Raw genomic sequence first — 25,467 nt, forward strand, 5'->3', positions numbered from 1 at the left:
CCCCCAAAATATGACACTGTCTTTCGGCGGTATGGCCGCCGGACAGTCAGTTATCCTTATTGTTGCCGGACGAAGGGAAAAACATGCAAACGCATCAAAACCGGATGAAAACGGATTTTTTTGCGTAAAAAATCCCGGCGCCGGTACAGAAGTGTTTCTGTACCGGCGCCGGGCTGTTATCATTTCAAATCGCGGACGATCAGACGGGCATCCAGAGGTTTCTCAGCATCCAGACGGCGTCCCGCATACCGCGGCGGTAGAGCACCTCCATCTGGCGCTCGTAGCTTGCACTGATCTCAAACAGGATTTCATCGACGAATTCCCGCTCCTCCAGTCTCAGATTGGTGGTCAGCATCTCATCCAGATGCCTGCTCCGCTGCCTGTAATACTGGTATTCCACCGTCTCCTTGTGCTCTTGGAGCGCGTGCTCCATCAAATTTTCCACAATTTCATTCCATGCTTCGCTGTTCGTCATAGGATATCTTCCTTTCAAATGTCTTGCAACCCCCTTGAAAGAAATCACAGCGCATGATATAATATTTACGCTGTGACATCTTTTTAGATGGTTGCGGTGTTGGGAAGTGGCTGCTACTTTGCTGGAGAAGAGCCGCTTCCTTTTTTATTTGAGGTCTGGCTTCAAACGTTTAATCCCGCGGCGCGTAGCTTCCATAATGGATACTGCTTCCTGTTCGCAATAGGCATCTAAGATATCTTTTGCTTCCTGATCAAGCTTTACGCCAATTTTATACGGCTTGGGATTGTCCGTTTTGGGACCTCTTTTTTTCCCCGTAGCCAATATGACACCTCCTTCAAATGGGACCATCTTAATTATATAATAAGACCATCCTATTTGTCAACAGATGGTGATGAAAAAGGAAGAAATTTGATAAAATTTATTTTGTTTTGTCGAAAAACAGGTAATGTTCTCATCCATCTATGTTGATTGTCCTCATTCTTCCGCATTATTTTCTTGCCTATCCAGTATTTGTTGTATTCTCAAATACCCGATCAGCAAAAATATGGTTCTACCCCTTGATTTTCATAGAGGTTCATGCTATAATAATTGAACATAAAAGATCGAGTTGAATGGTTCGACCGGTCTCCCTTATCATATCCGGGTGTGGCACAGTTTGGTAGCGCGCTTGAATGGGGTTCAAGAGGCCGCAGGTTCGACTCCTGTCACTCGGACCATTAAAAAGACCGTCGACTTTTGTCGGCGGTCTTTTTTTATTATTGTCTCTCCATACCTGTGCGGATATATACAAAATTCTACATTATATACTTGATAGTAAAATGGAGGTGAATTTATGAATAAAACTCTGTCTTTTTGTGTTAAAAATCAGGACGGTCTAGTCTCTCTGATTAGATTTTTAACAATAAAGCCAGATGGATCCTGCTATATTAACTATAATAGTAAAAAAAGCCTTTATCACTTTTCTCTTCATCCACCAAGTATAAAGTACGTCAATGGTCAAATGCATATCAAAACAAAAAGGAAAATAATTTTCAAACGTACAATTCCTAAATTTTCTGATTTTAATTTTCACAGATGTTTTGAAAGCGTCTTGATACTTGAACCTGAATTAAGACACTCACCAAGAAAAATATTAGATTGCGTTAAAATACTGGAATTACCTAAGAATCATATGGTTCATTTCATGCTTATAAGAAGCGATAAGGCCTGGGGACATATAGAAGAAGCCTTTATAAGTGATAAACCTACCAGCCAACCTAATGAAAGTATTATATCTTACCCTGTATTTTGTGGTATTGAGGATCTGCCTAATGCTAATTACTACCTTACATACAATATTGAACCAATTGACAAAACCGTTATAGATTATGTTTCAAGTATAAAAATGCAAAATATTAAATCAGGGCTTATTAAAAGGAACGTCAACCATATTCTTCATATAAGACATCCTTTTCTTTTTACTGATATAGAAATATGTATAACAGGCGAAGACTTCGCAAAATATGAAGTGAACACAAAAACTCTTAATGATGTAAATACAGTTTTCGACTTGCCTATAAACCACTAATATAACTGGGTTTTTCCAAGCCACATTATTCTACTTCGACTAACTAAAAGAAAGACTTTCGATTACAATCGAAAGTCTTTCTTATTTTTTACACAGATATACGAAAATCCGATCGTTCAAACAGCAGATATTTCACGAAACCTTTTTCAACCCACCATCCACATCCAGCAAAGGCTTCTTTTGTCCACCCATAATTTCCATCGGCTTTTTCTTTGGATATGCAGCTGAATCTTCCCTACGATATTCTGTCCTGCCCATCTGCGTGCTTTCTTTTCCTGACCACAGCCAATACGACGCCCAAACCGGCCAGAAGGACGAAACCGCCGATTGAACCGAAGAACAGCGCCTTGTTGTTGAAGTAACGCACCCAAAGATTCGTCGTCACATAGAAATTCCAGATTTCGGCCACCGTCTCGTTTCCGGCGGCATCCATACTCACAACTCGGACCGCATGGGCCTTTGTGGAATTTCCGGGAATCTCAAAGATAAAGTCCTCCTTTTGAGCCTCCATCGTCTCGATGTCCCCGGATGACCAGGTCCTGTTCTCCTCCCCATCCAGGTAGACCGCTACGGAATCCAGCTTCAGGTTATCCTGCGCAGACAGCAGAACCGAGAGGCTCTCCACCGGATAGGTGACGCCATCCTCCAGATTTGCCACAACCAGGTTGGGCGGAGTCTTGTCGATTCCGAAGCTGATTTCTTTATCCTTGGTTTCCAGTGTGTTTTCGGCGACGTTTCCAGCCGCGTCCTCTGAGTGGATTGAAAGCCGGTAAACGCCGTCATCCTCAAAATTGCTCTTGAAGATGGTGTAGGTATATTTGTACCAGCTGTCATTTCCGCCTTCCACGTCAATCCTGTACTGTTCACCCTCCCGCAAAACCAGGGTTTTGTCATTCTTAAACAGTGTAATCCGGATGTTGACCAGTTCATTCGGGTTTGTTTCCGTGACGACCACATCAACCGGCGCGCGCGTAAACGAGCCGTTGAGCTTCTCCGTCATCAGCGCATAGGTCGAGCCAAACCGGTTGACCGAAAAGACGACCTGTTTTGTCGTGGTGTTGCCCGCCCTGTCGGTCAGGGACGCCTCCAGCGTATAGATGTCGTCCACGTACTTCTCCTTAACAAAGTTTCGAAACGTGAAGGTCTGTCCATTCTGAACCGCCGCATAGCTGCCGTCAAGCTCCACCTCACCTCTGCCCGCGCCCTTCAACGTGATGCGCACCTCATTCACATCGAAGTTCGTATCGGTATAGGAAACGACGGGGATGACATCCCCCTTGTTGGCTGAGCGGTCTTCCACGCCGGATATGCTCAGCTCCGGGGCTGTTCGGTCGACATAGAAGCTCTGCCGCTCAAAATCCGCCGCCCGGTTTCCGGCCTTGTCTGTGTATGAAATATCAAACGTGTAGAGCGCGTCGCCTGCGTAGGTGATGGTCGCAATATGATCGTCCCCGCTTTCCCGCCATCCGCTTACTGATGGGCGGGCGGCGTCCGCGCCGTCATTGACGGCGGTCAGCTCGATGTTGATCCGGCTTTCATCGAAATTGTGCTCCCGGATGGTGACGGTGGCCGTACGCGCCGCGTTGTAATAGCTGCCGTTCTGGACGGCATTGTTGTCATAGGCAACGCGGATCGTCGGGACTGTCTTATCAATCGTAAAGTCGGTCGGCGCCGCTGTGCCGTTCCTATACCGCTCGCCGCTGCATACATTCCCGGCCTGGTCGGCATACGAAATGGCAAACCGGTAGTCCCCATCCGCCGCATAGGTGATGGTAGCCGTCCACTTCGTATTGTCAAGATTCCCGGTACCGGCCGTCCTGCTCCAGGATGAGATGGCCGGCACCGGACCGTCCGTGTTTGTGATGGTCAGCCTGACATCCTTGGGATTAAAGTTGCGTTCGGTCACCACAATGGTTGCCGTTCGGTTTTCCTTAAAGTATTTGCCGCTGTCCGCGTTGTTGTTGTCATATGAAATGTCGATCTGGGGCGCCGTCGTATCGATCTTGATGGTTGTCTGCTCCTGCGATGCGTTTCCGGCATTGTCTTCGGCAAAGACCCGGATGACGACGTCGTTGCTGTTGTTGCGCGTTTTGTCCACCGTGATGCTCCCCGTCCAGGACTCGCGCAGCTGGTCTCTGCCGGGCGCGGGATTGTCAAAGACAAACAGGTTTCCGCTCTGGGTGGTTTTCCCCATATTCAGCACCTCGTACCGGACACGCTTGAGTCCTGAACAGGTGTTCCCGGCGACAGGATCCGTCACCTTGATGTCCACCTTGACATCGCGGCTGTAGATGCCGTTCACAGGCTGCGGCGGCCGGATGGTAACTTCCGGGGCGATGGTTTCCTCCCGCGGCTTTGTGTTGTCGACAATCATACCGTCGGTGCTGATGTAGGTGACGTTGCCGGCGTAGTCCACCAGCTTCAGATAGACGGAAAACTGTTCGTTCGGCTTGATGTTCAGGCTGGAGAAATCGCGCCACTCCTTCACCGCGTCCAGCTCCGAAGTCTTCTTCGCGGCTGTATCGGCTGTCTTATAGTACTGGATGGTCTCAAGCGGCGAGGTCAGGTCATTCGCGTCTCCGGTAATCGTGATGCCCCGATTTGAGAAGAGACCGAAGAGCAGCGGTTCCGTCAGGGATTCCCATCTCCTTTCCCAGCCCTCCTGCGCTTTGGCCTTGATATGGCCCGTCGGGCGGTTCTGGTCCACCGTAAACGCAGTCGGCGCGGCGGAATTCCCATAGCTGACGCCGTCGTTTTGATTGCCTGCCAGATCGGCATAGGAGATATCGAACCGGTAGTTGGCGTCCGCCTCATAGCGGATCACAGCCGTATGCTTCGCTTCGTCCGGGCTGCCGCCTTCGGCCGTCTTCCATTCGCTGATTACGGCATCCCGGTCGATCTCAATCTGCGCGCCATTGCCATCGGCCGCCGCAATTCGGATGCCCCCCGCCGCATCCTCAGGACTGAAATGATGGCTGCGCTCGGTGATCACAACCGTGGCGGTTCTCTGCCTGTCAAAGTAGCCGCGGTCCCCCACGATCTTATGTGCGTCGTTATTGTCATAGGAGACGGTGATCTCAGGCGGCGTGATGTCGATGTCCAGTTCTTCCTCGCTGTACGATTCATTTCCGGCATTGTCGGTACTTCTGACATGCAGCACCACCTCACAGCTGTTGTTGAGATCCGCCTTGACCGTGATATCCCGGCTGAAATCCTGCTGAAGCTGCGCCTGAGCGGGATTTTCAATATCAAAGTCAAACAGCAGCTCCCGCTGTGTTTCCTCTCCATCGCATTCGACCCAGTACTCGACCTGTTTGATACCGGAATAAGGGGCTTCCTCATGGACCGAAACGCCGACTGTGACATCGCCGCTGTAAACGCCGTTCTCATTCGGTTCGCCGGGATGAAGGGTGATGATACTCGGCTGCTTGTCCACAATATAGCCGTTCGAGCTGACATAGGTGTAGTTGCCCGCGTAGTCGGTGATCTTCAGATAGACGACAAACTGTTCGTCCTGTTCCACCCGGAACGGTTCAAACGGCTCAAATTCCACTTCATCCAGCTGCTGTGCGGTCATGGCAAGCGGATTGTCCGTCTTGTAGTATTCCAGTATAACCGGGCTTGTTTCATCCTCCCCTGCCGCATAGGATACATCGTATCCGTCACTGCTGTACAAGCCGAAGGTCAGCACCTCAAGCAGCTGGTCCCAGATCCTTTCGCTGATTTCAATCACACCGCCGGACGGCGCCGTCCGGTCAACAGCGAAGTAAAAGGGCGTGTCGCCGCTGTCCGCCTGAATCTTGGCGGGTGAATGGCCGGCTTTATCGGTATAGGAAATGGACCAGGTGTAATTGGCGTCCTGAAGAAAGCGCACCTGCACAGTGTGAATATCGCCTTCGGTTGTCCAGTCGCCGATCATGGCATCCAGATCCAGCGCAACCGGCGCGCCCTCGGCATCCACCGCCGTGATGTCGATTCCCTGCGTCGCCTTCTGCGCATCAAAGACCGATTCCCGGTTCGTCACGGTGACGACTGCGGTTCTTTCCAGCGCATAGTAACCCTTATCGCCAACCACAGTGACGGCTTCATCCTCAAAATCCACCGACACCGATGGTGGTACGGCGCTGATGGAGAGGACCGCCGATTCTTCGGATACATTGCCCGCATTGTCGGTAGCCGTCACTGTGACACAGACCTGATCGCCGTCGTTTTCCTCAGAATCGACGGTGACCGCACCGCTCCAAACATGTTCGAGCTCTTGGAAGGTGGGATTCTTTTTATCAAAGGTATAGAGGGTCTCTGTACTGGTAACACGGCCGTCACAGGTAATCTGGCAGTCAATCCGGCGGATACCGGAATACGGCTGCGCATCATTCACCTCGATTTCCATGTTGACGTCGTCGCCGTAGAAGCCGTGTTCGTTCGGTTCATCGTACCTCAAATCGATCTTGCTCGCCGTCATATCCACAATCACGCCGTCCGTACTCACATACCGCGTGTTGCCGGCGTTGTCGCTCACCCTGGCATAGATGACAAACAGCTCGTCCGTATCCATCGTATACGGCTGGGTTTGAAACCGCCCCTCCTGATACAGCTCTTCAAGCCGTTCCCAGGTGAGAACCGCCGTTTCATTCGATTTGCAGTACGCCACCTCGTTGACGCCGCTGAGGGTGTCGTCCGCCTTTGCCGTCACAGTGACCGGATGGTTTTTCCAGATGCCGAAGGTGAGCGTTTCTATCACCTGATCCCAGAAATCGGCCTCCAGCGAAAGGCTCGCCGTCGGCTCGGTCCGATCTATGCAGAACGCGAACGCATCGTCGCCGGACACATCCGGCTCAGGATTGGACAGGCCGGCCTTATTCTCATAGGCGACTGACCAATCATAATACGCCTCGGCATAGAAGCGGACAACCGCCCGGTGCTCATCGCCGTCAGAAGTCCATTTCCCAATCATCGACGCGAGGTTCAGTTCGACCGGCCGCCCCTTCTGATCCCGCGCGGCAATGCGGACGCTTCCTGTCGCGGCGGCTTCATCGAAGGTCGACGCGCGGTCCCTGATGGTGACGACAGCCTCTCTCGGCACACCGTAGCAGCCGTCTGCATATGCCTGCCGTTCCTGCGTGATGCTGACGCTCACCTGCGGCTTTGACGAATTGATCTTCAGTGTGAGCGGGTCCGTTTCGTTGCTGACCACATTTCCGGCGAAATCCTTTGCTTCAACATACACCGTGACATGATCGCTGTTGTTTTTGTCCTTGTCTACAACGATCTCTCTGCCAACAGCCTGTTCCTTCCCGCCGGACTCTGAGCTGTAAAGCTTTCCCTCCTGTGTGATCTCACCATCCTCGCCGCTGGTTACGCGGTATTGGATGGATTTGATGCCGGAATACGGCGCCTGATCCTCCGCGCGCACCGAAACTGTGACATTTCCGTTATAATAGCCATGCTGATTGGCCTTCGGCGCATCGACGGCCAGCTTTGGCGCTTGGGTGTCGACGGCCAGCTTGAGCTTCACATCGATCCGGGTCGGATCACGATAACCCATAAGCCCTTTGCTGAGCGTGATGCTGTCGATTTCCGTTGTAGCGTCCCTTACAATGAGCTTTTTCTGAACATCCATGCCGTTCAGCTTGATGAAGGCGTACGCCCCGCTTGGCGCAATGGTGATCTGCGTTCCGGCGGGAAGGACAACCACATGCGTGTCTCCTTCGGTATATCTGCGAAGGATTTCCTTGTCAAACGAAATGGTATACTTGTCACTTGTCAGCGGATCTGAACCCGGATCCGAAACCGGGATCTTCTTAAAAACGGCATGAACCTTTGTATCCGAAGTGACTTTGGGAAGCTTGTATGTATAGGTGTTGTTCCGGCTGGCATCCTCCGCCGCGTCTTCTATGACGTTGTTTCCGTCCAGAAGCAGGGATTCCAGATAAAAGCCGTCCTTCTGTGCAATTTCGAGGACCGGCTCGGACCCATATTCAGCCAGGAATGTCCCGGCATCCTGCCCGCCGGGATACGCTATACCGCCTTCCCCCTCCTGAGATACCGCAACCTGATAACGGTTGAGGGCAAAGGTGACGACGAATTCATAGGGCTGGCCGATTTTGAACTCTTTTTCATAGATATAGTCATTTTCCTCAAAACCGGTAGGTTTCCCATTTATCCGCACCTCTGATACACGGTAATTGGAATTGGGAACGGCCTTGATATGAAACATCGTCTGATCCTTCAACAGGACGCTGCCCGCTTCACAGGCGGGATCGGTGTGCACCTCGCCGTTCTTTCCAACCGTCACGGTAACCTTGTACACCCTGATAAATTCCACCATCACCGTGGTATCCGTTTCCGCACGGAAACTGCCGGCAAAGATACCGGGCACATCGATAGGCTGTGTCACGCCCCCGATAGAAACGGTCTTGATCTGGTATCCTTCCTCTGCCCGGACTTCAAGCTTTACGGTCTCATGTTTGTCTATTTTGAGCACATCGGTCTGCGTGTCGTTCATCAAGACCGTTCCGCCTGCATTTTTCTGAAGCGTCACCGCGGCTTCCTCTTGAAACGCCACCACAACCTCCATATCATCGTCCACCGTATATGTATGTTCATAGGACTCGTATTTTTTGACGGCGGCCGTCTTGCCGTCGATGGAGAGGGTTTTGATATAACTTCCCGCTTTTGGTGTGATCGAGACTGTCGTTCGGCTCCCCTGACGGATCTGAATTTCGCCGCCGTTTTCGTAAAGCTCCCCGTCGATCCGAACCTCTCCTCTGCCAGTCTGGGATATCGTCACCTTCTTCTGGACAACCGCGGTCACGGGTACAGTGACGTTGCCGTCGAATGCGGTGATCTTCTCCTTTGACAGTTCCGCGGTATGGTAGCCGTCCTTCTCAGCAGAACAGGATATCGACACCTCTGACAAAGGCTCAAAAGCAAATCCGGTCATCTCCTCCACCACCGCTATGCCCTGTGCGTTGGTGACGGCGCTGCCGGTTGCATCCGCCCGTCCTGTACAGGATATCGTATACCGCACCCGCGCTTGTTCGACGGCCTGACCGGTCGCCTGATCAGTCACAGTGATCGTAAACGCGCGCTGATCCTGTGTATCCTGCGCGAACGCCGTTGCCGGCAGCATACCGAAAAGCATGACTATAGACAGCAGCACTGCCAGAACCCTCTTTCCAGTTCGTACCCTCAACATTCTCCCCATCATTACACACCTCCTATGTTTTTTCTTGATCCGTTTCATCTTCATCTCTGTCAAAAATCAAATGCTCCGCCCTCAGCGAACGGTAATATCCGCCGTCCAGTATACAATGCCACTGCACTGACAGATACAGCAGGGTCAATGCGGTCATGACCAGAATCCTCGAGCCGGGAAAACAGGCCGCAAACAGAACCAACAGGCACGCCGAAACGATCATGACGGTATCCGTGGCCGCGGCCTCAGGATTCGAAAAGAAAGAGCGCCATCCAATTACTTGATGACAGGCCTTCTCTCCATCGGGCTGTGAGACCCTTTTTCCGCGGCGAACGCCGTGCCAGAAAAGTGCCTGACTGCTCAGCAAGCTGATCCAGAACAGCGCCGCTGTCAGATAAGCCGCCGCTTTCTCCGCGCTTCCCCCGCGGATATTCGTCCACGGGATCAAAAAAAGCAGCACAGCGGATATCAAAGACAGGAGCAGAGTGCCGCAGAGTGGACGCAGCTGCTGAAACGGCCGTTCTTCCGTTCCCGTTTTTTCACGATGTGTTTTAATTATTTTGGCGCGCCGCATCGCATCACTTCCTATTCAATGATTTCGTCGCTCTCGTAATACGTGATCTCCGTCTCCACACGCCAATCCGCTCCAGCTTCCTCTGCGGCAAGAACCGTGGTTTGGGATGCCTGTGCCGGCTCGGTATCCAAGGGCTGATTGGGCCGGCGGGGCACTTCACAGCCGTCCGCACGCAGGGCCGGCCCAAGCCGGGCGGTCGGTGCGCCTCCCACCGCCGAAGGCCGGTCTTTGGCAATGCGCCCGGACGGCGTAATCCTGTCGGTCAGCTTGCCGCGCGCGATGTTGACTTCGCTCGGCTTGTACGTTTTGTCCCCCGTCTGCGCATTCTGCCGGCGGATACGTGCAATCGCCCTTTTTGCATTGGCCCCGCTGATATCCCCTATCAGCTTTGGCACATCGAAAAGGAAAAACAGTGCGGCCGCACAGAGAAAGCAGATCCCGCACAGGATCCATGCGGCGACGGACAGGTTCTGCAGCAGCTCCACCGTCATATCAGCCAACCTCCTTATCCGTACTGTAAACCGTGTCGATGGCGTCCCTCGTATCATCCAGCAGTGACAGGATGCTCCGCTTCTTTTCCTCCGTCTTGTCGGTGGTGGTTTCGATTGTCCGGATGACCTTGGACACCTGCCGGTACATGGCGTCCATCTCCTCCCTGGAAACGCCGTCAATCTTCAGCTTTGCGGCGTACTGCTGCAGGGAGCTGCGCGCGAGCTCCAACAGCTCCAGCCGAACAATTTCGCTCTCGTCCTCCCGTTGGGCAACCGCATCCATCAGTTCCGCCAGATTGTCAAAAAAAGGCCTGTACTGGCCTTTATCGCTCGCTTCGACCGTGTTGATGGAGATATCCCGGTAAAAGGCGCCGACATTCGCATATACCCTCGCCATATTCAGGTTTTCGTCGCCGGCCGGTGCATGCGCGATCGTATCCTCAAACCACTCCACTGCACTTTTCATCCTGGTGATCTGGTTGTCGTTGGCATCGCCGTATTCGTAGTAGTACCAGAACAGCTTGCCGGTTTCAAAACAAACCTTCGCATATCCCGCAGGATCTGCCAGGAGCTGTGCCTTGTGGTTCTTAATCTGCTTGACCAGGATTTTAGCCTCCTCCACCGATAAAGCTGAATCGTCCTCCTTAAAAAGCTGGATCAGACCCAGATAGGCATCCGTCTCCGAAGCTTTGTCTGGAATGGCAATGCACTCCTGATAGATCCGGCTTTTGTCATCGTAGTCCACTGTCTTCGCCGCTTCGTCAAGCTTATCCTGATAGATGTCGGTCGCCATCTGAGCGGCTGAAACCTGCAGCACTGCGCCGCCGGCGGCAAACAGAACCGAGCAGGCGGCCGCCGTGAAGAATATGCCAAGCTTCTTTTTCTGTTTTCTTCTGTACCGGTCGTCGATCTCCTCGTAATGCTCCAGCGCATACATAAGCTCCGCGCAGGACTGGTACCGGTCGTCCGGATTTCTCTGCGTGCATCTTTCTATGATCCTTTCCAGTCCGGTGGAAAGCCCCGGATTGATCTGCCGGATCGGCTTGATCTCATAGGGCGGCTCGCTGGGATTACATCCCGTCACCAGATGGTAGAGGGTGGCGCCCAGGCAGTAGATATCCGTCCGCGCGTCGGTCTGTCCCATGCCGCCGAACTGCTCGGGCGCGGCATAGCCGACCGTTCCCAGGCAGATCGTATCGGCCAGGTTTTTTTCCTTAAACTCGCGGGCGGTTCCAAAGTCGATCAAGGTCAGATTGCCGTCCGGCTTGAGCATCACATTGGCGGGCTTCATATCCCGGTAGATGATGGCCGGTGTCCGCGTATGCAGATAGGCCAGAACATCACAGAGCTGCTTTGCCCACCCGATGACAAGCTCCTGCGGCTGGGCGCCATACTCCGCAAGGGTCTTGGACAACGGATTGCCTTCTATATAATCCATCACAATCAGCAGGGTCGATTCGTCCTCTATGACATCGATGATGCTGGGCAGGTTGGGATGCTTGAGCCTGATGAGCATCTCCGTCTCGACAATCAGCCCTTCCCGGACAGCTTCAAAATTCAGCACGCCGTCTTTGCGCACCTCCTTGATCGCCCACGTTTTATTCGCTTTTTCGTTGATGGCCATATACACCACGCTCATGCCGCCGCGCCCCACCTCGCTCAAAACGCGGTATTTGCCGTCAACCAAGGTTCCTATTTTGAGCATAATGTCCTCCCCTCAATATGTCCTGATTGTGACGACCGAAATATTGTCCCGCTCCTGCCGCTGTTTGTTCAATTCGATCAGCGACCGCTCCTTCTCCCGCATCGTCTGCGTGTCGGTCATGTTTTCGGGGCTGAACGCGGCGTGGATCTCCTGCGCGGATATTTTGTGGCGGAAGCCGTCGCTGCAGAGCATGTACACAGCATCCCCGCAGCTGCCGCCCGAAAACCAATCAGGGAATACCGCATCGGAAGCACCGACACACTGCAGCAGGACATTTCTGCGCGCGTCGGTTTCGGCCTGCTCCTCGGTCAGAGTCCCGCAGGCAACCTCATGCGCGACAACCGTCTGATCCCTTGTCAGCAGGCGTATGGACTCTTTGATCTCATACGCTCTGGTATCGCCGACATGGATGATGCGGCAGCGGTCCGGCGAAAGCAGCATCGCTGTCACAGTTGTGCCCAGACGGATGCCCGACCTGATTCCATATGCTCTGATCTTTTCGCTGCATTCCCGGATGATGGATTCCCAATCGGCCCGAACATCCTCATCGGTCAGCCCGGCCCGGCAAAGCTCCTGCAGCCTCGGGCCGGACCACTTCATAAAGGCATGGACGACGCTTGAGCTTGCCACCTCTCCCTTTTGCAGGCCGCCCATGCCGTCGCAGAGAACCGCAAAAGCGAGCTTCCCTGCGTTTGTCGAGATCACTTTAGCACTCAGGCTGTCCTGGTTGCTGCTTTTTACAATACCGATGTCGGTGCTGGCCGAAATGAGATAGTTCAATGCTGCTTCCTCACTTTCGATTTTGCTGCAGGGCCGGACGCGGCCGCTGTCAATACTCGTGAAATTCGAAGTCCTCATTGGCAAAACGGATTCTCATGCCGTGGCGGATTTCTTTTTCCATATTGCTCGGTATCATCTCGCCGTTCACATAGGTGTGATTGGTGGAATTGGTATCCACAATGTAAAACCTGCCCTCCCGTGTGACGATGTTTGCATGGCTGCGGCTGATGGCCGTATTGTTGCTGATGAAATAGTCCACATAGCTTCTCTCCTTGCCGATACGGAATACAGGTTTATTCAAAGGAATGCGTTCACTGTTTTTTAAGCAGATCAGATAAGGCGTCCTGTTCTCGTCAGGCTGCTGGTATGACAACAGCACCGTTGTTTCACCCGTATTGCCGCCAAGCACCACCGTTTCACCGAAATCGGCCGCAGACTGCGCGGCCGCCCAGTTCACCTGCGTTTCAGCGGGATTCTGAGGCTGTGGGCTAAAGGAAGCCTGCCGTGTATCGGATGAATTGTCATGTTTCCGCGGGGAAGCTGCCGCATTCGGCTGCATGGACGCTTTCTTCTGAGCCGGAGAGCCGGGCTGTATGGGGGAACTGGGAACCGCATAGCCCACCGGCTGCCCACCGGCACTCGGAACCGCATAGCCAGCCGCCTGCACCGGCTTCTTCTGTGCCGCGCTGCCGGCCGCCTGCGGCGCTGCCATCGGTGTTTTGGAACCATTCCTGGCAGCGGGCGCCGGGCATTTCTTCCCGTTTGATTTCCGCTGCTGCTTCTGCGCTTTGTAGGCGGCCGCGTTTTCCTTGTTGTAATGCTGCATCAGATAGAGCCAGGACATCCCCTTTTCCGGTTCCTCCGCTTCCTGTTTCGGCTCAGCGGTTTTATTCAGGGAAATCGGGTGTGCCTGCGGATTTTGACGCGGAGGAGCCTGATGCGGCTGCACCGCCGCCCTGGGCTGCTGTGGAGATTTTCCCTGCATAGGCTGCACCGGCTGCTGGAACTGCTGAACCGCCGGATACACCGCACCCTGCGGCATATCTGTCCCGTCCGGGCCTGAAAAATGCTGTGCCGCAGGCCGCCGGGATGACGCTGCCTGCTGAAACGCGCGGCGATCGTCCGCCGTGCTTTCAATCTCATCCAGCACCCGTTTAAATTCCGTGATGGAAAATGCAGGCGTACTGTTCAGATGGTTGAATATCTTCGCTATGTAATCGTTGTTCGCCGCCTGGTCGAACTGCGCGGAAAAGATGATTTCCTTGATAAAGCTTTTGAGATCCGGGACATCCTTTGATTCGCCGACCAGCGGCAGGCAGATCAGACAGGTCTCCCCGGAGGATACGTCGACGAAGATCCTGTCCAGATCAAAGACCAAAGAGCATGCGTCGATCATGTATTCCTCCGCAGACAGCACCGCTGAAACGATGCCGGACAGTACGCCGAGCAGATGCCGCCGCCTCACCGTCCCGGAAATGAGCTGCCGCACTGAGATTTTTGCCGTGACATTGTATTTCATGAACCGGTCCGTATCCTGCTGTACAAAGACGGCGGATGCAAAATGGGCGATGGTGTTGTTGGTGAGCATTCCAAGCGTAAACGAATCCAGCCGGTCCGATTCCCCGATTTGATAGACTAGAAAGCTGCTGCTTCCCCGATTCTCAAAATAAAAGTCCTTCATTGGTCTTCCCCTCTCAGCGCTATTTCCACAATTTCGAGCAGGTTCTCTGTTTGACCTCGATGGTTCCCAGATTCCAGATATTGAAGTCGTACTCCAGCTCGTATTCCAGCACGACATACAGCGTGTCCTGTGCGACGAAGGACGACGAAAAATTGACGCCTTCAATCCCGTTCACGATATTCAGATTTTTGAGATATTTGTCGGCGGCATCCGTGGCTGCGATGCCATCACTATCGCCGCCGGTGATAAATCCGATAAAACGGTTCTTCGCCGCGCTTGCCACTTCGGCGTTTCCCTTTGTGTACCACTTGTCATTGCTGACAAAATAGGGGTTCTTTTTGGCTGAACCGCAGAGCTTGTTGATCAACTCGCCAAATTTCTGCTCCAGCGTACCGATGCCGTCGACGTAAAACTTCTCCGTGGAGTGCACGTCCAGCGACAGGCTCTCCGAAGTCTGGAGCAGCGCGTGCGCCGTCGCGTTCTGTGCCATAAAGATGACAAACACACTGGAAAGCAGAAGCATCAGGACGAGAAACAGCAGCACCGACACACAGGCTTCCAGCGTAACCGCCCCTTTTTTATTCGCACCGTTCATAATCAATACCCCCTGAACTGTTCCCTCTGGACGGTGAACAGGGACGAATCCGCGAGCGACGGCAGCATCTGCCTGACACTGACGTCCGCCTGCGCCTGGATATAGGTATAGCTCTTCCTGAGGTCAAAGGCATGGACCGTGTCGTGGCAAGCGCCCGGCTTGCTGTAATGGTAGGTGCTCTCCATCTGGATCAGGTTGCTCAGTCTTTCCATCTGCTGTGACCTAGATATTAGAAGCAGCATCAGCACATAGCAGTGCTCCCGGTAATCGAGCTTAAAAGGATCTGAATGCTTTTCTTTCCGACCGTCTTCCTCATTCTCAGAGGAAGACGAGGAGGCCTCGTTGTCTGCCTCTTTCTGATATTCTGCCAGTTTTTTCTGGTAATTGTAATCATCATCGGATGCCTGAAAAACCCCAATCAACCCGGACTCAATCTTTTCTTTCTGCGCTGTCGTTATATTTTTCAGGACACCCCAAAGCTTTGAGAGCATTTTGGGAAGACCGGTCGGTGTCAGATAGATGGATGTCTTGATCAGCGGCTCTGAAGACCCGTTTACCAGCAGAAGGGTGTCTATTAGAGGCTCTGCCAAAACCTCTACAAGCATAACAATCGGATAACCAAGCATGGAAGCCTCCGCCATAACCTGCACCTCCGTATTTGTCAGAATCATAGGAAGATTGAGAAGCAGCCGCACAATGTAGATGGACAGGAAGGTATACGTCTGGTTGGCCATCTCACTGTTGCTGCCAAACAGAACATACTCCAGTTCAGCCCCGCTGAACGCAAGGTCGTCTCCTGAACCTCCCGTGAACGCAATGATCTGTTTGAACAGGGCCGCCAGGCTTCCAATAATCGGGGCTTCATATAACTCCCCATGATTGGGAAGGGTTGATTTGGTAAAGCTATAACCGGTCATCGTCCTGAACGTAGGCTTTTCTTTGATATAATCCGTCCGGCACGGCAGATTAAAGGCAGAATATGCCGTATAGTAAATTCTGTCATAACCCGTCATCAGCTCAGAAATATTTGAGATTATAGTCTTGGCAAATTCCACCAAATCCGACACCAACAACATGGTATTCTGGATCATCCCCTTAAAGGAGAGAAAAATAATCGAGAGTATACCATTTTTCGGAAGATAGCTTTTTTCAAATTCTGACATCATATCGCCCATTCGCGACGCGAGCTTCATAATGTCATTCTCTGAGCTGTCGTTACCGGGGAGGCCGCCCATCCCCTCATAATAATTGGTATCGATATTGGAGCACAGCTTGGGATTGTAAACCGCACTGAGCTGAAAAAGGGATTTGATAAAGGACATGATTCCCTTGACCACCGAGGTAAAGCTTCCCTGATACAGAGCTGCCTGATCCCTCAAATATGCACCCAAATCCGCGGACGAAATAAATCCCGCGACGGTGATATGATATGTGTTCTTGTTTAAGGTATAATTTTTACTGATTGAACTGCCGCGCAGTTTCGCCAGCTCCACATCCAAGCTCTTCAATGCGGAAACCATTCTATCCAGGTTTTGGCCATTGTATGTGCTGATGGATTTTTTCCATCCTTCCGTAACAGTTGAGTATCCCTGTTCCGTAGCTTTATCCATCTCCGCATGGACCGCCAGTTCCAGCACATTATTTTCCAAAGCCTCGCGGGTTTTAAGTAATTTTAAATATTGGGTGTCGCTCTCACTAAATCCATCTTTCTCTAGGCTTCCAATTTTTTTATTTGTCTCTTCCAGCTTGTCATTCTGTTCTTTCAGCTTTTTATTCACTTCGGACGTGTTGGCGGCCACGCTCGCAATATTCTTTCTGATGTTCTCTATGGCATCCATGCAGCCGTCCATCTTTTCCTTATAAGTTGTGAGCAGGGAAATGATGTCCGGTATGGTTTTTCTGTAGGCAGTCACACTGTCGTCCACCAGTTCCCGCAGATATTCAATGTGATCATCATACGCATCGGCCTCATCCTTGTCGCTGGGACGCTTTTCCTTAAGCGCACTGGTCAAACGGTCAACCGCCCGTTTCAACGCATTGTAGCCGCTGTCAAACTCCTTGATCCTCCCTTCCAGCTTTTCTGCAATCCCTTTCAGTTCCTCTGCGGTTTCCGCGAAGGTGATCGCTGAATCGAGCCCATCCGCACTGGAGGAAATGATCTCAAAAAAATTTTTCATATTACCTATTTTCTCTAATTTTCGGATCATACCCGCCAGGTCAAAAAAGCTGGTCGCCAGCTTCGTGGGAGCATTAAACTTGCTGTACTCCATGACCTGATTGTACAGAATCTCCGACTCCGACAATGGATAGATTCCTGTGGCCGTGCTGTCGTTCATCGTCAGGCTGTTTCCCATGATGCCGCCGTTGATCGTGAGGTAGTCGCCGTACAGCTTGTTGATGTCGACATCCTGCGACACCCCCAAAAGACCCCAGCGCTTTTGCAGGTATTCATCGAAGTTCGCGAGCGTTGAGGTAGCGGAAACGCCCATCGCCTCATCCAGAATGGAAACGGAGCTGTTGAATCTGCCAACCTCGACAAGCATCATCGCAATGGTCAAAAATGGCGTCATGAGCACAGCCAGAAACAGGGAGATCGCTCCCTTGCATCCATTGATGCATTTGAACGGATGAAATCTAAACCCCTTCTCCATATGCTTCGCCTCCATCTAAAAAGATATGGCCAAACACCTTCAGAATTTTGCTGATCATTTCGACAAGTCCGCTGTTCAGCTCTTTGAGCGATGTCTGGTAATCCACATAGTCCACGGTGTTGATATAATCGATGATATCCAGGCACTCCGCATACGCCTTCGTCTCATACCGTATAACGCTGTCAAAGCCGAAATAGGACAGCGCGTCGCCGAACGGCACACAGTACTCTCCTGTCACGGTCACCTCGATGTGCCGCCTCGCCAATGCGTCATGCTCCGCATGGGCATGGACATCGGGCTCCGTGACATTTTTCGTGTAGGTGGTCTTCGCCAGCCGCTGAGGGGCGTACACTTTCGCTTTGTTTTCCGCTGCGGTTTCAAGCGCCTTGCCATCATACAGATACCGGTACTCGCGCACATCCAGGATCTGTTCCTTCGTGGCGTAGCCGGTTACCGTATCCGCTTCGCTCAGCTTGTAGGTTGAAGCAATGCGCGCCGCCGTTTCATGGGCGATGGTCTGTATATTCCACCTTTGGAACAGCACGGAAAATATGGCCAGGATAAAAAACAGCAAAAACAGCGTAACGGAATATACGATCAGGGATTCCAGCATAACCTCTCCATTTTCACGTTTCAACAGGATTTGCAATTTCATCTCATATCACCTAACAATCAGAACCAGCTTCAGCATGCGGTACACCAGAATGGCCATGATGGCGCAAAACGCCGCGGCCCTGCAGCATTCCGCCTGAACCGGCTTCAGTCTTTCCGCTTCTTCTTTGCTGTATGCCTCTGCAGGATTGCCTTTCGCATAGTAAAGTGTGATCTTCTCGGGACAGCGAAGTCTCTCAGCATGTGGGGAACGAAACACCAGCTTTTTTCGGTACTGTTGTCCATTTACCTCATAGAGGTAGGTGGCTTTACACCGACTGGACCGATCCCCGCAAGCATTGGCGGCTGTATGATCAGCACGGAGCAGCGCGCTTTGACAAATCCCATACGCAATACGGCCCGATTGTCTTGCCCTTGCAATCAGCCGCGCCTTCCGGCTGCGTTTCAATAATTTCCCTTGGATCATAAAATACAAAAAGAGAAATAATGAGCAGCTTAACGAAAAGATCAGCTGCATCCTTTCGGTCATTCCGCTTCACCTCACTCGAACATAAAATGAAGGATCTGATAGGCGTTTTTCGTCGTGCTCACCATACAGGTTTCTTCGCCGCTGAAATAGTGGGCATCCAGATAGGCATAGTCGATCACAAGTGTAAAGGTATCGTCCACGAAGCCCCAGAGTCCCTGTTCACTCTGCACCGCGGCAAAGCCATTGGAAAAGCTTTTGGCGGATGCGAAGGCAGGCTGCGCCACAATATTCCCGTCCAGATCCGCGTACCCCCATTTTTCACCCTGCCTGAACGCAATCGGACCGCCGCCGATGCAGATGTCAATGTCATCGCAGGAGAAATCACCCTTTTGTTTGAAGTTCTCGTCATAAAGACGATACCTTCCATTCTCCTTTGCGATGATCACGCCGCTTTGCAGATAGCATCCGTACAGATCCAGCTTGATATCCTCATAGGTGTCGTCCGACGCCTTTTTGCCCTGTTCATCGATCAAATACCACCGGCCGTCTTTCCTGACTGCCGCTTTATGGTTATAAAAACTGCCGGCCGATTCATATGCGCCGGGCAGAAATTCTCCATCCAGATTTGTATATTTCCATTTTCCGTCAATTTTGACCGGGATATATCCGGAGGATTCGGTGAAATACCCCGCGTCCTCGATGTCAAAGTCAAACCTTGCCCGCGTCACCTGTTCAGCATCCAGAAGTCTTGTGTCGATCTCGTTGACAAAGATACCCTTTCCGTCGTCGTTGATCAAACCGATCAGCTTGTAGCCGCCCGTCAGGCTCTCCCCGCGGGCGTTGAGAACCTTCCATTGATCCCCGTCAGAAACGGCCAGATATCCATTCAACGCCGTCCTGAAGTCATAATAAAGCTTGAAATCGAGCTTCGTCATGTACAGCAGCTGCTGATAGATGCCGTTGAGCTCCTCCCCGCCGGCGCCGTACTGCTTCGCTCTGCGCACCGTGCTGTAGGCCTTGGTATAATCCGATGCATCCAGATAAAGGTGTGCCTGTGCCACCCAAAAATCGGCGCAGGCCGGATAATCCGCGGCTGCGGCTTCCATATCGGTCAGGTAACTGCCGCGCACAAAAGACGATTCCTCTTCCGCGTAAAACAGGTCGTATGCCTCTTTGATTTTCAGATAAACCGACTGGCTTTTGTTCTGCGTCAGCGCGCTTTTGTAATGCTCAATCGCCTGCTCATACAGCCCGTTCTCCAGGCTTTCCCGCGCCATTTCAATATGGTCGCCGTATACCGCCCACGTCCGGAACGCATTCCCCATATAGACCGTCCACGACAGGGCAAGCGCGGCAGCCAGCAAAACCGGGACAATCACTCTTGAAATCTTCATTTGATCCCCACCATTCCATCAATGCCGTCAATATAATGTCAGAAGGAGCATCCCTGTAAATCCCAGATAGATAAACGGGCCGAAGGGAAGCAGATCCTTCGCTGTTTTCTTCTTTGCAAGCAGCAGGATAACCGCCACAAGGATGCAGGACAGCATGGACAGCAGAAGCGACGTCAGCACGGCATAGATGCCGCAGACAAAGCCGATTGAGCAGATCAGCTTGATGTCCCCTTTTCCAATGCCGCCCTTGGATATCTTGTCCGCAATGACCAGTACGACGCCGCATAAAAAGCACCCCAGAAGGGAACTGAGCATGGCGCTTAAAGCTTCATCCACGCAAAGCAGCTCATACACAAACAAAAGCAGTCTTGCGGCAAGCAGACTCAGCGGAATATAATTGGGAATGATGCGCAGCTTGAAGTCGATGACAGCCGAACCCAGCACGGCCAGATAGCAGACGCCCAACTCGATGCATGCGGCAATGGACACCGCATAAACCGAAACCAGATAGCCGCAGGCCGCGGACACGGCGGTTATGAGCAGCAGTATGGAGCCGGAATACCGGTTCATCCGGTAGGACTTGAAGCTTTGAACACTTTCCCATCCATCCCCTGAAACGGTGCGTACCGCCCGTTTATTTGTGTACAGCGCTGCTAGAATCAGAATGCCGGCGGACAGTATGCCCCAGCAAAGTGATTGGATGATTGAAAACAAGCCGTCCTCTCCTTCCCGTTCAAATCAGTGCGAATGGCAGGAGATTCCGCCGGAATCCCCTGCATCCAATTTTCTGCGTAAATCTTAGGACCTGCCGCCTTTCTGGTTAAAGAAATCGCCGATGTTTTCATCCACCCAGGTCAGAATCTGATCCTTAAACACCAGGAAAACCGCCGCCAAAGCCAAAGCGATGCCCAGAATGACAAGAATGGAAATGAAGTTTGTGTCGCCCTCCTCATCGGTTAAAAAGGTATTCCATCCCTGTGCTGCCCGGATCTTCAGCAAATTGAGTTTGCTCATGATACGCAAAGCATTCACCTCCCTTCCTCCTTCTTTCTCTATCTACACGCTGGCGCGCATAAATCCATCTCAGCAAAGTGGAACACTTTTCTTTTCTGTTTGCCCGCAATCGGAAAGCCTTTCGCCGTCGTCTGCTATACCGGTATTCGTTTCTCATCCGCCTGCACGTATGGACATACCGCTCAGAAGGTCATGCTCTGCATGGCCGCCGCAACGACAATCATGATAATGCCGCCAAACATCAGCCCCAGCGGGATGATCAGCTTTCCCGCGGCAATCTCTCCTTTTTGAAGCGCAAGCTGGCGCTTGTGCGACCAAAGCTCCGTGGCCTGCGCGATCAGAAAATCGGCAAGCTCGCTGTTTCCCTTCTCCATACCCTGAATCATGGCGCTTGTAAACTTCTTGATCTCCGGGGAATCTGAAAGCACGCCAAACTGGTGAATGGCGGAAATATCGGATTCTCCGTTCTCCATACAGGCACAGGCCTTCTGCATCAGGTCGTACAACTCCCCCTCCTTGCCCTTCGCAACGACGTACCAGGCTTCGCGCAGGACCATGCCGGAGTTGATCAGAAGCGACAGCTTCGAGACCATATTGGGAAATTCCAGAACGCAGGCCTCCCTTCGCTTCTGCAGCTTCTCCTTCATTTTAGAGATGGAGAGATTCCACACCGCCAGCACTGCCAGCAGCACGATACACAGAACAAACACAGCGGCACCCGTTTCGAGCATCCCCGCGAAGATCAGCCCAATGGCGGCGAACAGCAGCGAAAGGGTCAGAAACTGCACCCATGCCAGAAGCGCGTAGTATTCATCATAGACATTGTCCCAGATCAGCCTGGCCTGCATGCGCAGGTCCTTCCCAAGCTTCCCTCGCAGCTTGAACAGTTTGAAATCGTTGAGCCCATATCCAACCACATACAGATTCTTCATGATATACTCGGATGAATCCAGGTTCTCAACCAGATAAGCATACTTGCGCCCCCTGACCATGCCGATCAGAAACAGCGCCGTCGCTATGGTCGCCAGCACAAGCAGTATAAAATTCAGCAGCATCGTCTCATCCCTTTATATCCACAATTTTCAGACCGAACTTGTACGCGCCGATAAACACGCCGATCGCTATGGTGTTGACAATGACGCCTGTCGGCGTGGCGAAATTGGCCGCAAACGATTCATTGGTCAGGCGCAGCAGCGCCACGACGGCGATTGGCATCACACTCATGACGTTGTGCTGCATCTTGTTGGAGGTCAGCTTGGTTTCAATTTCATCGGAAACCGCGATCTTCTCACTGATAACGCTGTAGGTCCGGTGGATAATAAACCGCATGTCGCCGCCTTTCCGGTAGCAGATTTCAAACACGTCGGCAAAGCTCAGAATATCCTCGTTTCCGCTGCGGTCCCCGAAATTTCTCAGCATGATTTCCACACTGATGTTTTGATCGATTCCATCGACAATCTCCTGCATCTCCCTGACGATAAAATCCTTGTCGCTGTACTGCATCTTCAAATCACCGAGCGCCGCTTCAAAGGCGCTGCGCACATTGCTGCCCGATGAAAAGGACGCCACCAGCGATTTGAGCATATCGCGGAACTGTGTCTTCAGCTGGCTGCTTCGCTTTTCAAGGCGCCGTTTTTTATAAATCGGCAGAACCAGCTTCATGGCAAGCAGCCCGGCCGCGGCAAAAAACAGCATGTTGGAAATATGTGTTGCCCATGTAGAAAATCCATCTATCTTGAACAGTCCGCCGTAAAACACCAGTCCCGTCAGTCCCCCGACCACAAAGGCTGCCAGTCTCACGAGGATCCCCTCCGCCCTGCTCATCACATAGACGCTGTAATTCAGCATGGGATTGTGCAGCGGGGAATTGATGGTCGGCTGTTCCGCCAGCTTCTTTTTTTTCATCGGCATGTCCCTCCTATATCTCTTCATGAACGCCGGCAAGCTGCAGCTTGAAGGTGTTGATCATTTTGTTCTCTGTGCGGTTCAGCGAGCCGGAAACCTTCTCCAGCGTGCTGTTCGCATCCTCCTCAAACACATACAGGGGATTCAGCGCAATCCTGCCCTGCTCATAGCCGACCACCTCGGTGATTTCCATCGTCTTCCTGGATTTATCTCGAAGCCTTGACAGATGGACGATGATGTCGAGCGCCGACGCGATCTGCTGCCGGATCGCGTCCAGCGGCAGCCCCGCCGCGCCCTGCAGCACCATTGTTTCAAGGCGGCTGAGCATATCCTGCGTCGAGTTTGCATGGCCGGTCGAAAGGGAGCCGTCATGGCCGGTATTCATGGCCTGCAGCATATCGAGCGCTTCGCCGCCGCGCACCTCTCCGACAACGATCCTCTCCGGACGCATGCGCAGCGACGATTTGATCAGGTCACGGATGGTGATCTGACCGGCGCCGGAGGCATTTGCGTTGCGCGTTTCGAGACTTACGAGATTCTCAATCCCGGTAATCTGCAGCTCCGCAGAATCCTCAATGGTGATGACGCGTTCATCCTTTGGAATATAATTGGAGAGCGCGTTCAGAAAGGTGGTCTTTCCGGAGCCCGTACCGCCACTGATAAAGATGTTGTACTTCGCCTGGACAAGCTTCCTCAGCTTGTCCGCAATCTCCTGTGTCAGGGAACCGTATTCGATAAGCTTTTCCATCGTCATCGGCGTTTTAGAGAACTTCCGGATGGTGAGCGTGGGACCGCACAGTGCAATCGGCGGCAGCACCACGTTGACACGGGAGCCGTCCGGAAGCCTCGTATCACAGATTGGATTCGCCTGGTTCACCTCACGGCCCGCAAGGCCGACAATCCGCTGGATGATGTCCTCCAGCCTCCGCTGGTTCTCAAACTGCTTGTTCAGCCTGAACAGACGGCCGTTCTGTTCAATGAAGATGTTCTGCGGACCGTTTATCATCACCTCGGTGATGCTGTCGTCATTGATAATGCTGTCCAGCAGCCCAAAACCGCGGATGGAGCCGTATACCTGCTCTACAATGGAAACCCTCTGCTGAATCGAGCAGTACTCCCCGTTCAGATGCTCCTGGGTGATCTTTTCAATCCGTTCTTCGAGTTCTTCATCTGACAGCTGCGTAAGAGGAAAATGGTCGGTCACAAATTTTCTGATATCGGACACAACGGCCTGTTCCCGTTCAAAGGTCATGTTCTCTCACCTCGGCGGCCCTCCAGCAGGCCTTGGAAAACCTGCATGGACATCAGCTGCCGCATGACTTCCCGGGTGTTGGCATGCTCAAATTTCGGAACACCGCCAAGCCGCTTCATCTCCACATTCTCCAAAACCCTGCCGTTTTTATTGCTGAACTTGTTATACAACACATAGGCCCTGCCCATAATAGAGATATCCCGCTGTTCCTCCAGCGTCTGCATCGCGGCATAGGCCCGCTGAAGCTTCGCGTTGGAGATGTCTGTACCATCGCACACAAAGACGATCTTATCGGCGCTTTGCAGCGTGCCGAGCGTCTTTGCGTTGAGCCGGAAGTCGATATCCAGTACAATCAGGTCATATGACCCGGCCAGGCTGAGCTCCTGCAGGAGCCTGAGCAGATCCTCCTTTGTGAGTTCGGTTATATCGAGGGCATTCTTCGGGCTGCTGTAAAAGTATACGCCGCCGGCATCCTGCTTTACCGCGCCTTCGAGCTTCAAGGACAGGTTGGTTTTTCTGCTTTCCAGCGCGTACAGGACATCGCTGAAATCGAACTGTCCTTCCGCGGTAAAGAAGGTATCCGAACACCCGAACTGCTCCAGATTCAAATACAGGGTCTTGCGTCCCTGCCGGGACGCATAGCCCGCGAACGCGGCCGCAGCTGTAGAACTGCCGGCTCCGCCGCCGGCGGAAGCAAACGCAACCATCTCCGATGAGGAATCACTCAGGCTGAAATTGACAGAGGTACTGGTGTTCTCCGCATACAGGTTCAGTATCTCTTTATACAGCAGATCCGCCCGCTGAAATTTTGAGATGGCTTTCTCACCCCTGATAAGCTTCACATCGGCGCTTTCTACAAAGTAAGCGAAGCTGCAGCGCGCGGGAATCCGTTTCCTGTCGATCTCAAACTCCTCGCCGGCCAAAAGCACATCGATTCTCGAGGTGTTCAGATGGTTTAAAACTGTCTCTTCATTGGTAAAGGAGCAGACCTCCAGTCTATCCGCAAATCTCGCCGTAAACGCTGCGGTGATCCTGTCGAGACAGCTGTTGTCCGTATCCAGTATCGCCAGCCTGATCTTCATGTCAATCCCCCTCATGCAATTG

At 52.4% G+C, this 25,467-nt stretch carries 20 protein-coding genes and 1 tRNA gene; 2 read left to right on the plus strand and 19 right to left on the minus strand.

The features are described from left to right. Positions 1 to 199 precede the first annotated feature (199 nt). Positions 200 to 475, minus strand: a complete 276-nt coding sequence (locus BN348_RS09785; protein ID WP_040197745.1) for a hypothetical protein — start codon at positions 473 to 475, stop codon at positions 200 to 202. Positions 476 to 619: 144 nt separating this feature from the next. Next, entirely contained in the window at positions 620 to 796 is a 177-nt protein-coding gene (locus tag BN348_RS13945; protein WP_156136486.1) for a hypothetical protein, read from the minus strand. 318 nt (positions 797 to 1,114) lie between these two features. Here BN348_RS13945 and BN348_RS09790 point away from each other — a divergent pair. Beyond that, positions 1,115 to 1,191, plus strand: a tRNA-Pro gene (locus BN348_RS09790). 116 nt (positions 1,192 to 1,307) lie between these two features. Beyond that, the gene (locus tag BN348_RS09795; RefSeq protein WP_040197747.1) at positions 1,308 to 2,042 is read left to right on the plus strand and encodes a hypothetical protein; all 735 of its coding nucleotides are present in this window, start codon (positions 1,308 to 1,310) and stop codon (positions 2,040 to 2,042) included. A 235-nt stretch (positions 2,043 to 2,277) separates the two neighbouring features. On the opposite strand, the gene BN348_RS09800 is transcribed toward BN348_RS09795, so the two are convergent. The 17 genes from BN348_RS09800 to BN348_RS09880 form a co-directional block, all read right to left on the minus strand. Then, the gene (locus BN348_RS09800; RefSeq protein WP_197068333.1) at positions 2,278 to 9,249 is read right to left on the minus strand and encodes an Ig-like domain repeat protein; all 6,972 of its coding nucleotides are present in this window, start codon (positions 9,247 to 9,249) and stop codon (positions 2,278 to 2,280) included. Positions 9,250 to 9,262: 13 nt separating this feature from the next. After that, positions 9,263 to 9,814 carry a hypothetical protein gene (locus BN348_RS14085; protein WP_040197751.1) on the minus strand — a complete coding sequence of 184 codons (552 nt, stop codon included), beginning with the start codon at positions 9,812 to 9,814 and terminating at the stop codon, positions 9,263 to 9,265. Positions 9,815 to 9,825: 11 nt separating this feature from the next. Beyond that, a complete protein-coding gene (locus BN348_RS09810; protein WP_156136488.1) occupies positions 9,826 to 10,314 on the minus strand; it encodes a hypothetical protein in 489 nt (162 codons plus the stop codon). Beyond that, positions 10,307 to 12,010, minus strand: coding sequence for a serine/threonine protein kinase (locus tag BN348_RS09815; protein ID WP_040197755.1), 1,704 nt, complete (start codon positions 12,008 to 12,010; stop codon positions 10,307 to 10,309). The genes BN348_RS09810 and BN348_RS09815 overlap by 8 nt, the downstream gene beginning before the upstream one ends. A 12-nt stretch (positions 12,011 to 12,022) precedes the next feature. Further along, the gene (locus BN348_RS09820; RefSeq protein WP_040197757.1) at positions 12,023 to 12,790 is read right to left on the minus strand and encodes a PP2C family protein-serine/threonine phosphatase; all 768 of its coding nucleotides are present in this window, start codon (positions 12,788 to 12,790) and stop codon (positions 12,023 to 12,025) included. A 49-nt stretch (positions 12,791 to 12,839) separates the two neighbouring features. Then, positions 12,840 to 14,471 (minus strand): DUF6382 domain-containing protein, encoded by a 1,632-nt coding sequence (locus tag BN348_RS09825; RefSeq protein ID WP_040197759.1) that lies wholly within the window; start codon positions 14,469 to 14,471, stop codon positions 12,840 to 12,842. Positions 14,472 to 14,490: 19 nt separating this feature from the next. Then, entirely contained in the window at positions 14,491 to 15,066 is a 576-nt protein-coding gene (locus tag BN348_RS09830; RefSeq protein WP_040197761.1) for a hypothetical protein, read from the minus strand. A 2-nt stretch (positions 15,067 to 15,068) separates the two neighbouring features. Next, positions 15,069 to 17,717 carry a DUF5702 domain-containing protein gene (locus BN348_RS09835; RefSeq protein WP_040197762.1) on the minus strand — a complete coding sequence of 883 codons (2,649 nt, stop codon included), beginning with the start codon at positions 17,715 to 17,717 and terminating at the stop codon, positions 15,069 to 15,071. After that, entirely contained in the window at positions 17,701 to 18,372 is a 672-nt protein-coding gene (locus BN348_RS09840) for a hypothetical protein (protein ID WP_156136489.1), read from the minus strand. The genes BN348_RS09835 and BN348_RS09840 overlap by 17 nt, the downstream gene beginning before the upstream one ends. A 6-nt stretch (positions 18,373 to 18,378) precedes the next feature. Then, positions 18,379 to 18,858, minus strand: coding sequence for a hypothetical protein (locus BN348_RS09845; protein WP_040197764.1), 480 nt, complete (start codon positions 18,856 to 18,858; stop codon positions 18,379 to 18,381). An 11-nt stretch (positions 18,859 to 18,869) separates the two neighbouring features. After that, a complete protein-coding gene (locus BN348_RS09850) occupies positions 18,870 to 20,192 on the minus strand; it encodes a WG repeat-containing protein (protein ID WP_040197765.1) in 1,323 nt (440 codons plus the stop codon). A gap of 27 nt (positions 20,193 to 20,219) precedes the next feature. After that, entirely contained in the window at positions 20,220 to 20,906 is a 687-nt protein-coding gene (locus BN348_RS09855; protein ID WP_040197766.1) for a prepilin peptidase, read from the minus strand. Between the two features lie 84 nt (positions 20,907 to 20,990). Next, positions 20,991 to 21,224 (minus strand): hypothetical protein, encoded by a 234-nt coding sequence (locus BN348_RS09860; RefSeq protein WP_156136490.1) that lies wholly within the window; start codon positions 21,222 to 21,224, stop codon positions 20,991 to 20,993. Between the two features lie 164 nt (positions 21,225 to 21,388). Beyond that, complete coding sequence (locus BN348_RS09865) at positions 21,389 to 22,261, minus strand: type II secretion system F family protein (protein WP_040197768.1); 873 nt, start codon at positions 22,259 to 22,261, stop codon at positions 21,389 to 21,391. Between the two features lie 4 nt (positions 22,262 to 22,265). Further along, positions 22,266 to 23,111 carry a type II secretion system F family protein gene (locus BN348_RS09870; RefSeq protein ID WP_052446871.1) on the minus strand — a complete coding sequence of 282 codons (846 nt, stop codon included), beginning with the start codon at positions 23,109 to 23,111 and terminating at the stop codon, positions 22,266 to 22,268. Positions 23,112 to 23,124: 13 nt separating this feature from the next. Continuing rightward, on the minus strand, positions 23,125 to 24,363 hold the full coding sequence (locus BN348_RS09875; RefSeq protein ID WP_052446872.1) for a TadA family conjugal transfer-associated ATPase: 1,239 nt from the start codon (positions 24,361 to 24,363) through the stop codon (positions 23,125 to 23,127). Further along, a complete protein-coding gene (locus BN348_RS09880; protein ID WP_040197770.1) occupies positions 24,360 to 25,445 on the minus strand; it encodes a P-loop NTPase family protein in 1,086 nt (361 codons plus the stop codon). The genes BN348_RS09875 and BN348_RS09880 overlap by 4 nt, the downstream gene beginning before the upstream one ends. Positions 25,446 to 25,467 lie beyond the last annotated feature (22 nt).

Origin of the sequence: Candidatus Soleaferrea massiliensis AP7, from assembly GCF_000820765.1 — a bacterium.
Lineage (GTDB): Bacteria > Bacillota > Clostridia > Oscillospirales > Ruminococcaceae > Soleaferrea > Soleaferrea massiliensis.

Coding starts and splice junctions, on each gene's coding strand:
- BN348_RS09865 (WP_040197768.1), bottom strand. CDS start 22,261: ATGCTGCTGAATTTTATACTGCTTGTGCTGGCGACCATAGCGACGGCG.
- BN348_RS09830 (WP_040197761.1), bottom strand. CDS start 15,066: ATGAACGGTGCGAATAAAAAAGGGGCGGTTACGCTGGAAGCCTGTGTG.
- BN348_RS09825 (WP_040197759.1), bottom strand. CDS start 14,471: ATGAAGGACTTTTATTTTGAGAATCGGGGAAGCAGCAGCTTTCTAGTC.
- BN348_RS09795 (WP_040197747.1), top strand. CDS start 1,308: ATGAATAAAACTCTGTCTTTTTGTGTTAAAAATCAGGACGGTCTAGTC.
- BN348_RS09800 (WP_197068333.1), bottom strand. CDS start 9,249: ATGGGGAGAATGTTGAGGGTACGAACTGGAAAGAGGGTTCTGGCAGTG.
- BN348_RS09835 (WP_040197762.1), bottom strand. CDS start 17,717: ATGGAGAAGGGGTTTAGATTTCATCCGTTCAAATGCATCAATGGATGC.
- BN348_RS09880 (WP_040197770.1), bottom strand. CDS start 25,445: ATGAAGATCAGGCTGGCGATACTGGATACGGACAACAGCTGTCTCGAC.
- BN348_RS09870 (WP_052446871.1), bottom strand. CDS start 23,111: ATGAAAAAAAAGAAGCTGGCGGAACAGCCGACCATCAATTCCCCGCTG.
- BN348_RS09785 (WP_040197745.1), bottom strand. CDS start 475: ATGACGAACAGCGAAGCATGGAATGAAATTGTGGAAAATTTGATGGAG.
- BN348_RS14085 (WP_040197751.1), bottom strand. CDS start 9,814: ATGCGGCGCGCCAAAATAATTAAAACACATCGTGAAAAAACGGGAACG.
- BN348_RS09845 (WP_040197764.1), bottom strand. CDS start 18,858: ATGACCGAAAGGATGCAGCTGATCTTTTCGTTAAGCTGCTCATTATTT.
- BN348_RS09850 (WP_040197765.1), bottom strand. CDS start 20,192: ATGAAGATTTCAAGAGTGATTGTCCCGGTTTTGCTGGCTGCCGCGCTT.
- BN348_RS09840 (WP_156136489.1), bottom strand. CDS start 18,372: ATGAAATTGCAAATCCTGTTGAAACGTGAAAATGGAGAGGTTATGCTG.
- BN348_RS09815 (WP_040197755.1), bottom strand. CDS start 12,010: ATGCTCAAAATAGGAACCTTGGTTGACGGCAAATACCGCGTTTTGAGC.
- BN348_RS09875 (WP_052446872.1), bottom strand. CDS start 24,363: ATGACCTTTGAACGGGAACAGGCCGTTGTGTCCGATATCAGAAAATTT.